General features: G+C 56.4%; 11 protein-coding genes and 1 other RNA gene. 8 read left to right on the top strand and 4 right to left on the bottom strand.

Annotation, left to right across the window (positions count from 1 at the left end; all coding sequences use genetic code 11):
- Positions 1-10: 10 nt before the first annotated feature.
- The 3 genes from AB6731_RS15080 to zapA form a co-directional block, all read right to left on the bottom strand.
- The gene (locus AB6731_RS15080) at positions 11-607 is read right to left on the bottom strand and encodes a 5-formyltetrahydrofolate cyclo-ligase (RefSeq protein WP_032670177.1); all 597 of its coding nucleotides are present in this window, start codon (positions 605-607) and stop codon (positions 11-13) included.
- 25 nt (positions 608-632) lie between these two features.
- A non-coding RNA gene (ssrS, locus tag AB6731_RS15075) (6S RNA) lies at positions 633-816 on the bottom strand.
- A gap of 41 nt (positions 817-857) precedes the next feature.
- Complete coding sequence (gene zapA, locus AB6731_RS15070) at positions 858-1187, bottom strand: cell division protein ZapA (RefSeq protein ID WP_006811891.1); 330 nt, start codon at positions 1185-1187, stop codon at positions 858-860.
- Between the two features lie 168 nt (positions 1188-1355).
- Here zapA and AB6731_RS15065 point away from each other — a divergent pair, with 168 nt between their 5' ends.
- The 8 genes from AB6731_RS15065 to AB6731_RS15030 all read left to right on the top strand — a co-directional run bounded on the left by AB6731_RS15065 (position 1356) and on the right by AB6731_RS15030 (position 11424).
- On the top strand, positions 1356-1934 hold the full coding sequence (locus tag AB6731_RS15065) for a YecA family protein (protein WP_025203274.1): 579 nt from the start codon (positions 1356-1358) through the stop codon (positions 1932-1934).
- A 31-nt stretch (positions 1935-1965) separates the two neighbouring features.
- Entirely contained in the window at positions 1966-3279 is a 1314-nt protein-coding gene (pepP, locus tag AB6731_RS15060; RefSeq protein ID WP_025203275.1) for a Xaa-Pro aminopeptidase, read from the top strand.
- A complete protein-coding gene (gene ubiH, locus AB6731_RS15055; protein ID WP_032678928.1) occupies positions 3276-4454 on the top strand; it encodes a 2-octaprenyl-6-methoxyphenyl hydroxylase in 1179 nt (392 codons plus the stop codon). The genes pepP and ubiH overlap by 4 nt, the downstream gene beginning before the upstream one ends.
- Positions 4455-4466: 12 nt before the next feature.
- A complete protein-coding gene (ubiI, locus tag AB6731_RS15050; RefSeq protein WP_032680331.1) occupies positions 4467-5669 on the top strand; it encodes an FAD-dependent 2-octaprenylphenol hydroxylase in 1203 nt (400 codons plus the stop codon).
- Positions 5670-6099: 430 nt separating this feature from the next.
- Entirely contained in the window at positions 6100-7194 is a 1095-nt protein-coding gene (gene gcvT / locus AB6731_RS15045) for a glycine cleavage system aminomethyltransferase GcvT (RefSeq protein ID WP_371006523.1), read from the top strand.
- A 23-nt stretch (positions 7195-7217) separates the two neighbouring features.
- The gene (gene gcvH, locus AB6731_RS15040; protein ID WP_371006522.1) at positions 7218-7607 is read left to right on the top strand and encodes a glycine cleavage system protein GcvH; all 390 of its coding nucleotides are present in this window, start codon (positions 7218-7220) and stop codon (positions 7605-7607) included.
- A 124-nt stretch (positions 7608-7731) separates the two neighbouring features.
- Positions 7732-10605 carry an aminomethyl-transferring glycine dehydrogenase gene (gcvP, locus tag AB6731_RS15035; RefSeq protein WP_371006521.1) on the top strand — a complete coding sequence of 958 codons (2874 nt, stop codon included), beginning with the start codon at positions 7732-7734 and terminating at the stop codon, positions 10603-10605.
- Between the two features lie 75 nt (positions 10606-10680).
- Complete coding sequence (locus tag AB6731_RS15030; protein WP_025203278.1) at positions 10681-11424, top strand: SDR family oxidoreductase; 744 nt, start codon at positions 10681-10683, stop codon at positions 11422-11424.
- A gap of 36 nt (positions 11425-11460) precedes the next feature.
- Here the strand turns inward: AB6731_RS15030 and bglA are convergent, their stop codons facing one another.
- The gene (bglA, locus tag AB6731_RS15025; protein ID WP_020883728.1) at positions 11461-12894 is read right to left on the bottom strand and encodes a 6-phospho-beta-glucosidase BglA; all 1434 of its coding nucleotides are present in this window, start codon (positions 12892-12894) and stop codon (positions 11461-11463) included.
- Between the last annotated feature and the right edge of the window lie 86 nt (positions 12895-12980).

Below are 12980 nucleotides of genomic sequence, written 5' to 3'. Positions count from 1 at the left end.
CGGCTTTATTTTACCAGCGCCAGGTTTTGCCCGGCGTCACTACCGCAGGCAGCGGAATATCCCACTTCTCTACCGGCAAGGCTTCCACGCCCTGACAGTCATGTGCGTACCCCACAGGCTGTAAATGATACTGCTGCCAGTTTTGCAGCGTCCTGTCATAAAAACCGCCACCCATCCCTAAGCGCTGACCCTGCTCATCAAACGCCACCAGCGGCGTGATCAGTACATCCAGTTCTGAGAGGGGGAGGACGTCGCGGACGTCGAGTTTTGGTTCGGTGATTTTCAGACGATTCACCACCAGTTCGCTGTGCGGATGGTAGTGTAAAAACAGCAGATTTCCCTGGCTAAACGGATGCAGCACCGGCAGGTACACTCTTTTCCCGGCGCGCCACAGCTGTTCGATCAGCGGTTGAGTATCCAGTTCGCCATCAAACGAGAGGAACAGGGCGACGGTACGCGCCATCACAACAGGGGGATAGGCCATCATACGGGCTGCGCCTTGCTGGGCAAACTGTGCTTGCTGTTCGGGAGTTAACGCACGACGGCGTTGACGCATGAGCTGACGGATGTCCTGGCGTGAGGAAGAGACTTCAGGGAGTTGGGTCATGGTAGTCGGTAGAAGAAAAAGAGAGGGAATCTCCGAGATGCCGCCGCAGGCTGTAACCCTTGAACCCTTGGTTCAAGGTGAATGTGTCGTCATAGTTTTAAGGCTTCTCGGACGAACCGAGCATGCTCACCAACCATGGAGCGCCACATTCTTGTGGTATGAAATATCGGCTCAGGGGACTGGCCCGCTTGCGAACATCTCAGAGAAATTTTGTCTTCACAGTTACTCTACCATAGTCAACTGAGAAGTGTTATTCAAACTTTGGTCCCGGTCTTTCGGGATTGCGACCTTGATCAAGCAATGCCTGTTCAATGGTCTGCTGGAGCATTTTAATACGCTGCTCCATGCTTGCCGCGTAATCGCGGGTCTTCGCTTTTTCCTGAGTCAGTTCATAACTGATGTTCAACGCGGCGATGAAAACCAGCTGCTCAGTATTTGTGACTCTAGTGCGTTCTTTGAGATCTTGCAACCGCTGATTCAAATCGTCCGCAGCCTGATTCAAGGCATCCCTTTGTTCAGGCGGACAATTCACTCGCAGTGAACGGCCAAAAATCTGGAGATCGACGGGTTGTGCAGACATGCCACCTTCCTGCTGATTGACTGCGCTGCCTTCGCTTACTGCCCCGGGGGCTGCGAAGGGGCGACACTATAGCTACCCTGATGTGAAGATACAAGCCCTTTTCTGGTATCACCAGGGTCCAAAGTGGTAGCATATCATGAATATTCCTCCCAACGATGACGAATGCGCATGTCTATACAGAACGAAATGCCTGGTTACAAGGATTTAAACCAGTTACTGAACCAGCAGGGAGTCGGTTTAACCTCTGCGGAAATGCACGGTCTGATCAGTGGCATGCTGTGCGGCGGAAACAGCGACAGCTCATGGCAGCCGCTGATCCACGACCTGACGAACGAAGGGCTGGCGTTTGGTCACGAGCTGGCGGAAGCCGTGCGTAAAATGCACTCCGCGATCAGCGATTCGCTGGAAGACGATGGCTTCCTTTTTCAGCTTTATCTGCCTGAAGGCGATGACGTCAGCGTCTTCGATCGTGCCGATGCGCTCGCAGGTTGGGTTAACCACTACCTGTTGGGGCTGGGCGTCACGCAGCCGAAACTCGATAAAGTGACCGGCGAAGCGGGTGAGGCGATCGACGATCTGCGTAACATTGCGCAGTTGGGCTACGATGAAGACGAAGACCAGGAAGAGCTGGAAATGTCTCTCGAAGAGATCATCGAATACGTTCGCGTTGCTGCTTTGCTGTGCCACGACCACTTTACGCGTTCGCAGCCGACCGCGCCGGAAGTCCGCAAGCCAACCTTACATTAAGAAAAATAACGCACAGGAGGGTGTCATGGTTATCTCAAATCAAGAGTATTCGCGCCGTCGTCAGGCGCTGCTGGCCAATATGCAGCCGGGCAGCGCCGCGCTGATTTTTGCTGCGCCAGAAGTGACGCGCAGCGCCGACAGCGAATACCCCTATCGCCAGAGCAGCGATTTCTGGTACTTCACCGGCTTCAACGAGCCGGAAGCGGTACTGGTGCTGATTAAGAGTAATGACACCCACAACCACAGCGTGATTTTTAACCGCGTTCGCGATCTCACAGCCGAAATCTGGTTTGGCCGCCGCTTAGGGCAAGAGGCTGCGCCAGAGAAGCTGGGGGTGGATCGGGCGCTGGCATTCAGTGAGATCAACCAGCAGCTCTATCAACTGCTCAATGGCCTGGATGTGCTTTACCACGCGCAGGGCGAGTATGCGTATGCCGATGAGATTGTCTTTACCGCTCTGGATAAGCTGCGCAAAGGTTCGAGGCAGAATCTGTCCGCCCCGGCCACCCTGACGGACTGGCGTCCGGTGGTGCATGAGATGCGTCTGTTCAAATCGCCGGAAGAGCTGGACGTGATGCGCCGCGCGGGTGAAATCAGCGCGCTGGCGCACACCCGCGCCATGGAGAAATGCCGCCCGGGAATGTTTGAATACCAGTTGGAAGGGGAGATTCATCACGAATTTAACCGCCACGGCGCGCGTTATCCTTCTTACAACACCATTGTCGGTGGCGGTGAAAACGGCTGCATTCTGCACTACACCGAAAACGAAAGTGCGCTGCGCGACGGGGATCTGGTGTTGATTGACGCCGGATGCGAATTCCAGGGGTATGCGGGCGATATTACCCGTACGTTCCCGGTGAACGGTAAATTCACCCCCGCACAGCGCGCGGTGTATGACATCGTCCTCGAATCGCTCGAGACGGCGCTCAGGCTGTACCGTCCAGGCACGTCCATTCAGGAAGTGACCGGCGAAGTGGTGCGCATCATGATCACCGGTCTGGTGAAGCTCGGTATCCTGAAAGGTGACGTAGATACCCTGATTACCGAGAACGCGCATCGTCCGTACTTTATGCACGGCCTGAGCCACTGGCTGGGGCTGGATGTGCATGACGTGGGAGCGTACGGTGCCGATCGTTCCCGCGTGCTGGAGCCAGGCATGGTATTAACCGTTGAGCCGGGGCTGTATATCGCGCCGGATGCCGACGTGCCGGAAGCATACCGTGGGATTGGCATTCGTATCGAAGACGATATCGTCATTACCGAAACCGGCAACGAAAACCTGACCGCCAGCGTCGTGAAAAATGCTGACGATATCGAGGCGCTGATGGCAGCGGCACGCGTATGAGCGTGATTATCGTTGGCGGCGGGATGACCGGAGCCACGCTGGCACTGGCCATCTCGCATTTTACGCAGGGAAAACTGCCGGTGCATCTGGTGGAGGCCGTTGCGCCAGAGGCCTCTGATCACCCCGGTTTTGATGCCCGCGCCATTGCACTGGCGCAGGGTACCTGTCAGCAACTCTCACGCATTGGCATCTGGCAGGCGATAGCCGACTGCGCGACGGCGATTAACACCGTTCACGTCAGCGATCGCGGTCATGCCGGTTTCGTTACCCTGGATGCGCATGATTACCGTATAGATGCGCTGGGCCGGGTCGTGGAGCTGCACGACGTCGGGTTACGCCTGTTCCGCCTGCTTAAGGATGCGCCAGGCGTGACTCTGCATTGCCCGGCGCGTGTGGCCAGTTTTAGCCGCAGTGACGCGTCGGTCAACGTGGTGCTGGATAACGGTACCGTCCTTGAAGGCCAGCTTCTGGTAGCGGCAAACGGTTCGCGCTCTTCGCTCGGCACGCAGTGCGGCGTGGAGTGGCGACAACAGCCCTACGGGCAGGTGGCCGTCATTGCTAACGTTTCGACAGCGGGCGCTCACAACGGCCGCGCTTTTGAGCGTTTCACCCAGCATGGCCCGCTGGCGATGCTGCCTATGTCCCACGATCGCAGTTCGTTGGTGTGGTGCCATCCGCAGGACAACGCGGCTGAGATACAGACCTGGTCTGACGAACGTTTTTGTACCGAGCTGCAAAAAGCCTTTGGCTGGCGGCTGGGACGTATTACCCACGCGGGAAAGCGGAGCGTATACCCGTTGTCGCTGACCACCGCCTCGCAGTCTATCTCCCATCGCATGGCGCTGGTCGGCAATGCCGCGCAGACATTGCATCCCATCGCCGGGCAGGGGTTTAACCTCGGGCTTCGCGACGTGATGAGCCTGGCAGAAACGCTTTCGCAGGCGTGGAGCGAGCAAAAAGACTGTGGTGCCTGGTCGGTGCTCAGCCATTACCAGAAGCGACGCCGGGCAGATAAAGAGGCGACGATTGGTGTGACGGATGGTCTGGTGCACCTGTTTGCCAATCGCTGGGCACCCCTGGTTGCAGGCCGCAATCTTGGGCTGATGGCGATGGAATTATTCATTCCGGCACGTGACGTGCTGGCGCAGCGGACTCTTGGTTGGGTCGCGCGTTAAGGAGTTATCACCGTGCAAAATGTTGATGTCGCCATCGTTGGCGGCGGAATGGTAGGACTGGCGCTGGCCTGTGGTTTACAGGGCAGCGGCCTGCGCGTTGCGGTACTGGAGCAAAACGTGCCTCAGCCTGTCGCGCAGGACGCGCCGCCGGAACTGCGCGTCTCGGCAATCAATGCGGCCAGTGAAAAGTTGCTGACGCACCTTGGCGTCTGGTCAGAGATCGTGGCGCAGCGTGCCAGCTGTTATCACGGCATGGAAGTGTGGGACAAAGACAGCTTTGGTCATATCGCGTTTGATGATGAAAGCATGGGCTACAGCCATCTGGGACACATCATCGAAAATGCCGTTATTCACCATGCTCTGTGGCAAAAAGCACAGTCCTGCAGCGATGTCACGCTGCTGGCACCGGCGCAAATCCAGCAGGTCGCCTGGGGAGAAAACGACGCCTTTATCACCCTGCAAAGCGGTGACATGCTGACCGCGCGACTGGTTGTGGGCGCTGACGGTGCCAACTCCTGGCTGCGTAACAAGGCGGATATTCCGCTGACGTTCTGGGACTATCGCCATCATGCTCTGGTGGCAACGATTCGCACTGAAGAGCCGCACGGTGGGGTGGCGCGCCAAATCTTCCACAATGACGGCATTCTGGCATTCCTGCCGTTGAGCGATCCACATCTGTGTTCGATTGTCTGGTCTCTGGTTCCTGATAAAGCGCAACAGATGCAGGAGGCGACTCCCGAGGCATTCAACCAGGCGCTGTGCGTCGCGTTTGATAACCGTCTTGGGCTATGCACCCTTGAGAGCGAGCGGCTGGTGTTCCCGTTAACCGGGCGCTATGCGCGTCAGTTTGCGGCGCACCGTCTGGCGCTGGTGGGTGACGCGGCGCATACGATCCATCCGCTGGCCGGGCAGGGCGTGAACCTTGGCTTTATGGACGCGGCAGAGCTGGTTGAAGAGTTGCGTCGCCTGCATCGCGAAGGCAAAGATATCGGCCAGCATCTCTATCTGCGTCGCTACGAACGCAGCCGTAAGCACAGTGCAGCGGTGATGCTGGCAGGCATGCAGGGTTTCCGTGAGCTGTTTGCCGGCGCGAATCCAGCGAAAAAACTGCTGCGCGACCTCGGCCTTAAACTTGCCGATACCCTTCCGGGCGTAAAACCTCAACTCCTTCGCCAGGCGATGGGTCTTAACGACCTGCCGGACTGGCTGCGCTAATATAGACCCCCGTCACACTTTGTTTTCCCGGCCTCTGCGCCGGGGAAATTCGCTCGTTTGAAATAATCTAATTTCACCGCATTTTTCGCATTAGAAAATCTAATCTTACTATTTTTATGCTACGGAAATTCCGCCCGTTTTTCCGCATGAAATATCACCATCTGCTAAATCCTGTTAGAGCAATGTTAATTTTATGCGGGTTTAATCGCAGTTTGCCAGTGAATAACTCTGTAAGCTTTTTCGTGTTTTTAGGTCATAAGCTAATGTGATGGCCCGTTTTACCTTATGGTTAATCGCCGGTTTCGGTGGTAAGTTCAGGTAAAAGAGAACGTTTGCGTCGGGGTCCAGAAAGCGATCGCGGCGCCGGGTTTCGTGGCACTGTTCAGGTGTGCGAAACGCAAGACAGCCCTGCTTATTCAACGAGGAAAAGATGGCTCAACAGACTCCTTTGTACGAACAACACGTGTTATGCGGCGCACGCATGGTGGACTTCCATGGCTGGATGATGCCGCTGCACTACGGCTCGCAGATTGATGAGCACCACGCGGTGCGCACCGATGCCGGTATGTTCGACGTGTCACACATGACGATTGTCGACCTGCATGGCAGCCGCACCCGGGAGTTTTTACGTTATCTGCTGGCAAACGACGTCGCCAAACTGAAGACGCCAGGCAAAGCGCTCTATACCGGCATGCTGAATGCCTCCGGCGGCGTAATTGATGACCTCATCGTCTATTACTTCTCTGAAGATTTCTTCCGCCTCGTTGTAAACTCCGCCACCCGCGAAAAAGACCTCTCCTGGATTACCCAACACGCTGAACCTTACGCCATCGACATCACCGTCCGCGATGATCTGTCGCTGATCGCCGTACAGGGGCCGAACGCGCAGTCTAAAGCCGCCTCTCTGTTCAGCGATGAGCAGCGTAAAGCCACCGACGGCATGAAGCCGTTCTTCGGCGTACAGGCGGGCGATCTGTTTATCGCGACCACCGGCTACACCGGTGAAGCGGGCTATGAAATTGCCATGCCGAATGAGAAAGCCGCCGATTTCTGGCATGCGCTGGTGGAAGCCGGCGTTAAGCCGGCAGGTCTGGGCGCGCGCGATACGCTGCGTCTGGAAGCCGGTATGAACCTCTACGGGCAAGAGATGGATGAAGGCGTGTCACCGCTGGCGGCCAACATGGGCTGGACCATCGCCTGGGAACCGGCTGACCGTGAGTTTATTGGCCGTGAAGCGCTGGAAATGCAGCGTGAAAAGGGCACTGAACAGCTGGTTGGCCTGGTGATGACCGAGAAAGGCGTGCTGCGCGGCGAGCTGCCGGTGCGTTTTACAGATGCTGACGGCAACCCGCGTGAGGGCGTGATCACCAGCGGTACCTTCTCCCCGACGCTGGGCTACAGTATTGCACTGGCGCGTGTTCCGGCGGGCATTGGCGAAACGGCAGTGGTGCAAATCCGCAACCGTGAAATGCCGGTCAACGTGACCAAACCGATTTTTGTTCGCGCCGGTAAGCCGGTCGCCTAATCATTTTTATCAGGAGAACTTCAATGAGCACTGTGCCAGCAGAACTGAAATACAGCAAAGAACACGAGTGGCTGCGCAAAGAGGCGGACGGCACTTACACCGTAGGGATCACCGAGCATGCGCAGGAGCTGCTGGGCGACATGGTGTTTGTTGACCTGCCTGAAGTCGGCGCATCCGTGGAAGCAGGCGATGACTGCGCCGTGGCCGAGTCCGTAAAAGCGGCTTCTGATATCTACGCCCCGGTAAGCGGTGAAATTGTTGCCGTGAACGACGCCCTGAGCGACTCCCCGGAGCTGGTGAACAGCGAGCCTTATGAAGGCGGCTGGATCTTCAAGATCAAAGCCAGCGACGAATCGCAGGTCACCGCGCTGCTGGATGCCACCGCGTACGAAGCGCTGTTAGAAAACGAGTAAGCCTTAACCCTCTCCCCTTTGGGGGAGGGTAGGGTGAGGGGAACAGACGACACCCTCACCCCAGCCCTCTCCCTCAGGGAGAGGGAGAAAACACATTCACTGCACGTTTCAGGAACCATCGCTCATGACACAGACTTTAAGCCAGCTTGAAAACCGTGGCGCCTTCATTGAACGTCACATTGGGCCGGATGCTCAGCAACAGCAGGAGATGCTGAAGACAGTTGGCGCGGATTCATTAAATGCACTGATCGGCCAGATTGTGCCAAAAGACATCCAGCTTGCCACGCCGCCTCAGGTGGGTGAAGCCACCACTGAATTCGCCGCTCTGGCGGAGCTGAAGGCGATTGCCGGCCTGAACAAGCGCTATAAGTCTTACATTGGCATGGGCTACACCAACGTGCAGTTACCTCCGGTTATTCTGCGTAATATGCTGGAAAACCCGGGCTGGTACACCGCCTACACCCCGTATCAGCCAGAAGTTTCTCAGGGCCGTCTGGAAGCGCTGCTGAACTTCCAGCAGGTTACGCTGGATTTGACCGGCCTGGATATCGCGTCCGCTTCACTGCTGGATGAAGCCACCGCCGCCGCCGAAGCAATGGCAATGGCGAAGCGCGTGAGCAAACTGAAAAATGCCAACCGCTTCTTCGTGGCAGCGGACGTGCATCCGCAAACGCTTGATGTGGTTCGTACCCGTGCCGAAACCTTTGGTTTTGACGTGATTGTCGACGACGCCGACAAAGTCCTCGATCATCAGGATGTGTTTGGTGTGCTGCTGCAACAGGTCGGCACCACCGGTGACGTTCACGACTACAGCGCACTGATTACTGAGCTGAAAGCCCGCAAAGTGGTTGTCAGCGTCGCGGCTGATTTTATGGCGCTGGTCCTGCTGACGGCTCCAGGTAAACAGGGCGCGGACATTGTTTTCGGTTCCGCACAACGCTTTGGTGTCCCGATGGGCTACGGTGGCCCACATGCGGCGTTCTTTGCCGCAAAAGATGAATTCAAACGCTCCATGCCTGGCCGTATCATCGGCGTTTCAAAAGATGCCGCCGGTAACACCGCGCTGCGTATGGCAATGCAGACTCGCGAGCAGCATATTCGTCGCGAGAAAGCGAACTCCAACATCTGTACCTCTCAGGTCCTGCTGGCCAATATCGCCAGCCTGTACGCTGTCTTCCATGGTCCGGTTGGCCTGAAACGCATTGCCAGCCGTATTCACCGTCTGGCGGATATTCTGGCCTGTGGTCTGCAGCAGAAAGGCCTGAAACTGCACCACGCCCATTACTTTGACACGCTGTGCGTTGAAGTGGCTGACAAAGCCGCGGTGCTGGCTCGTGCTGACGCGGCAGAGATCAACCTGCGTAGCGACATCCATAACGCGGTAGGCATTACCCTGGATGAAAGCACTACCCGCGAAGATATCGTTAACCTGTTTAACGTCTTGCTGGGCGATGCGCACGGCCTGGATATTGATACGCTCGATAAAGATGTCGCGCTCGACAGCCGCTCTATCCAGGAAAGCATGCTGCGTGATGATGCGATCCTGACTCACCCGGTGTTCAATCGCTACCACAGCGAAACCGAGATGATGCGCTATATGCACTCTCTGGAGCGCAAAGACCTGGCGCTGAACCAGGCGATGATCCCGCTGGGCTCCTGCACCATGAAGCTGAACGCTGCGGCAGAGATGATCCCAATCACCTGGCCTGAATTTTCCGAGCTGCACCCGTTCTGCCCACCAGAGCAGGCGGAAGGTTACCATCTGATGATCAACCAGCTCTCCGACTGGCTGGTGAAGCTGACCGGTTACGATGCACTCTGCATGCAGCCAAACTCCGGGGCGCAGGGGGAATACGCGGGCCTGCTGGCAATTCGTCACTATCACGAAAGCCGCAATGAAGGGCATCGCGATATCTGTCTGATCCCAAGTTCTGCGCACGGCACCAACCCGGCGTCTGCCCAGATGGCGGGTATGGAAGTGGTGGTGGTGGCCTGCGACAAGAATGGCAACATTGACCTGGCCGATCTGCGTGCGAAAGCCGAGCAGGCGGGCGAAAAACTCTCCTGCATCATGGTGACCTACCCGTCCACCCACGGTGTCTACGAAGAGACCATCCGTGAAGTGTGTGAAGTGGTCCATCAGTTCGGCGGTCAGGTTTATCTCGACGGTGCGAACATGAACGCACAGGTTGGCATTACCTCTCCGGGCTTTATCGGCGCGGATGTGTCGCACCTGAACCTGCACAAAACCTTCTGCATTCCACATGGCGGTGGTGGTCCAGGTATGGGCCCAATCGGTGTGAAAGCACACCTGGCGCCGTTTGTCCCAGGCCACAGCGTAGTGCAGATTGAAGGCATGTTGACCCGTCAGGGCGCGGTCTCTGCGGCACCGTTCGGTAGCGCCTCAATCCTGCCCATCAGCTGGATGTATATCCGCATGATGGGCGCGGAAGGGCTGAAGCAGGCAAGCCAGGTGGCTATCCTCAATGCTAACTACATCGCAACGCGTCTGAAAGAAGCGTATCCGGTGCTCTACACGGGCCGTGATGGTCGCGTGGCGCACGAGTGCATCCTCGATATCCGTCCTTTGAAAGAAGAGACAGGTATCAGCGAGCTGGATATTGCTAAGCGTCTGATTGACTACGGATTCCATGCGCCTACCATGTCGTTCCCGGTGGCGGGTACGCTGATGGTTGAACCCACCGAGTCTGAAAGCAAAGTTGAGCTGGACCGCTTTATTGACGCGATGCTGGCTATCCGCGCTGAAATCGACCGCGTGAAAGCCGGTGAGTGGACGCTGGCTGATAACCCGCTGGTTAACGCACCGCACACCCAGAATGAGCTGGTCTCCGGGTGGGAGCACGGTTATACCCGTGAGCAGGCGGTGTTCCCGGCTGGCATAGCAAACAAATACTGGCCGACCGTGAAACGTCTCGATGACGTCTACGGTGACCGTAATCTGTTCTGCTCTTGTGTGCCAATGAGCGAATACCAGTAATCGTTCCGCGGTTATAACGTGTTACAGGCCGGGTCAGCGTTAACGCTACCCGGCTTTTTTTATAAGGAGACATAGATGGCAATTGCACTGGTCACCGGCGCCAGCCGCGGTATTGGTAAAGCCACCGCGCTGCAGCTGGCGCGCGAAGGCTACACCGTAGCGGTGAACTATCACCACAACATTAAAGCCGCGACGGATGTGATCACGATGATTACCGACGCGGGGGGCACCGCTTTTGCCGTGCGTGCAGATATCAGTGATGAAGCTCAGGTGCTGGCAATGTTCGACAGTATCGATCGTGAAGCCGGACCGCTTACCGCACTGGTGAACAACGCCGGGATCCTGTTTGAACAATCCACGATTGAACACCTCTCCGCTGAACGGATCAACCGCGTGTTAGCCACGAACGTGACCGGTTATTTCCTCTGCTGCCGCGAAGCGGTAAAACGCATGTCGTTCAGACATGGTGGCAAAGGCGGCGCGATCGTGAACGTGTCATCCGCGGCATCGCGCCTCGGTGCTCCGGGTGAATATGTGGATTACGCCGCGTCCAAAGGTGCTGTTGATTCGTTGACGACGGGATTATCGCTGGAAGTGGCAGCGCAAGGGATCCGCGTAAACTGCGTGCGTCCCGGGCTGATTTACACCGAGATTCATGCATCTGGCGGTGAGCCGGGCCGGGTGGATAGGGTCAAATCCATGCTGCCTATGCAGCGTGGCGGTCAGCCGGAAGAGGTGGCGCAGGCGATTGTCTGGCTGCTGAGCGAGAAAGCCTCGTATGTGACGGGAAGTTTTATTGAACTGGCGGGTGGGAAATAAACATCTCCTCTCCCCATCGGGGAGAGGAGAAAAGCGTTAAAGCGTCTCGCCGTTGCTGGCAATCACGTCTTTGTACCAGTTAAAGCTCTTTTTCCGCGAGCGTGACATATCGCCGGTACCGTCGTCGTGCTTGTTCACATAGATAAAGCCGTAGCGCTTACTGTACTGGCCGGTAGTGAACGACACGCAGTCGATGCAGCCCCACGGGGTATAACCCATCAGATCCACGCCATCATACGTGACGGCTTTCATCATCTCTTCCACGTGCGCACGCAGGTAGTCGATGCGGTAGTCATCATTGATGCTGCCGTCTTCTTCTACTTTGTCGTAGGCGCCAAAGCCGTTTTCCACGATAAACAGCGGTTTCTGATAACGCTCGTACAGTTCGCACAGGGAATAGCGCAGACCCACCGGGTCAATCTGCCAGCCCCAGTCAGAGGCTTTCACATGCGGGTTCGGTACGCTGCCTTCAAAGCCTGAGATAGCATCGCCAGTACCGCCTTCCGCTTTCACGGCGTTGGTCATGTAATAGCTGAAGCCCAGATAGTCACAGGTGCCTTCACGCAGGATCTCCTCGTCACCCGCTTCCATATGGATGGTGAAGCCACGGCGTTCCCATTCATTAAGCACATAGGATGGGTAGTAACCGCGCAGCTGGACATCGGTAAAGACATAGCGTTCACGCATGGATTCCTGTGCAAACATCACGTCCTCTGGTTTACAGGAGAACGGATAGAGCGCCACCATTGCCAGCATACAGCCGACTTTCATTTCCGGGTTAATGCGACGCGCCGCTTTCACCGCCAGCGCGCTGGCAACGAACTGGTGGTGCAGCACCTGGTACATGGTCTCTTCCGGATTGTCATGCTCGGTATAAACCACGCCTGAGCAGCAGTAGCCAAACAGCGGCGCACGCCAGTTACGCTGGTTGTTGATCTCGTTAAAGGTCATCCAGTATTTGACCTTATTTTTGTAGCGCTCAAACACCACTTCCGCGAAGCGCACAAAGAAATCCACCACTTTACGGTTGGTCCAGCCGCCGTACTCCTGCACCAGGTGCAGCGGCATTTCGAAGTGGGAGAGGGTGATGACCGGTTCAATATTGTATTTCAGCAGCTCATCGAACATGTCGTCGTAGAACTTCAGGCCTTCTTCATTCGGCTGTGTTTCATCCCCTTTCGGGAAGATACGCGTCCAGGCGATAGAGGTGCGGAAACATTTGAAGCCCATCTCAGCAAACAGCTTGATGTCTTCTTTGTAATGGCCATGGAAGTCGATAGCTTCGTGGTTAGGATAGTATTTCCCCGGCACGACTTCCTGCGTGATTTCGCGCGGCACGCCGTGCGCACCGCCCGTTAAGACATCGCAGATACTCGGCCCTTTACCGCCTTTGTTCCAGCCGCCTTCAACCTGGTGAGCGGCCACTGCGCCGCCCCATAAAAAGTCTTTTGGTAGGGTAAGTTTTTTCATCGCTGCTATTCTCAGTAAATGACATATTGCGTTCGAGTCTAGCAAAGCGGAATTAAATGTCACGATATAACAATTCGCTGAAAATG

The sequence above is a fragment of the Enterobacter sp. RCC_40 genome, assembly GCF_041360735.1.
Classification (GTDB): Bacteria; Pseudomonadota; Gammaproteobacteria; order Enterobacterales; family Enterobacteriaceae; genus Enterobacter; species Enterobacter ludwigii.
The sequence above is the reverse complement of the archived record's forward strand: the minus strand, read 5'-3'. Positions and strand labels throughout refer to the sequence as shown.

Coding starts and splice junctions, on each gene's coding strand:
- AB6731_RS15080 (WP_032670177.1), bottom strand. CDS start 607: ATGACCCAACTCCCTGAAGTCTCTTCCTCACGCCAGGACATCCGTCAG.
- zapA (WP_006811891.1), bottom strand. CDS start 1,187: ATGTCTGCACAACCCGTCGATCTCCAGATTTTTGGCCGTTCACTGCGA.
- AB6731_RS15065 (WP_025203274.1), top strand. CDS start 1,356: ATGTCTATACAGAACGAAATGCCTGGTTACAAGGATTTAAACCAGTTA.
- ubiH (WP_032678928.1), top strand. CDS start 3,276: ATGAGCGTGATTATCGTTGGCGGCGGGATGACCGGAGCCACGCTGGCA.
- gcvT (WP_371006523.1), top strand. CDS start 6,100: ATGGCTCAACAGACTCCTTTGTACGAACAACACGTGTTATGCGGCGCA.
- gcvH (WP_371006522.1), top strand. CDS start 7,218: ATGAGCACTGTGCCAGCAGAACTGAAATACAGCAAAGAACACGAGTGG.
- gcvP (WP_371006521.1), top strand. CDS start 7,732: ATGACACAGACTTTAAGCCAGCTTGAAAACCGTGGCGCCTTCATTGAA.
- AB6731_RS15030 (WP_025203278.1), top strand. CDS start 10,681: ATGGCAATTGCACTGGTCACCGGCGCCAGCCGCGGTATTGGTAAAGCC.
- bglA (WP_020883728.1), bottom strand. CDS start 12,894: ATGAAAAAACTTACCCTACCAAAAGACTTTTTATGGGGCGGCGCAGTG.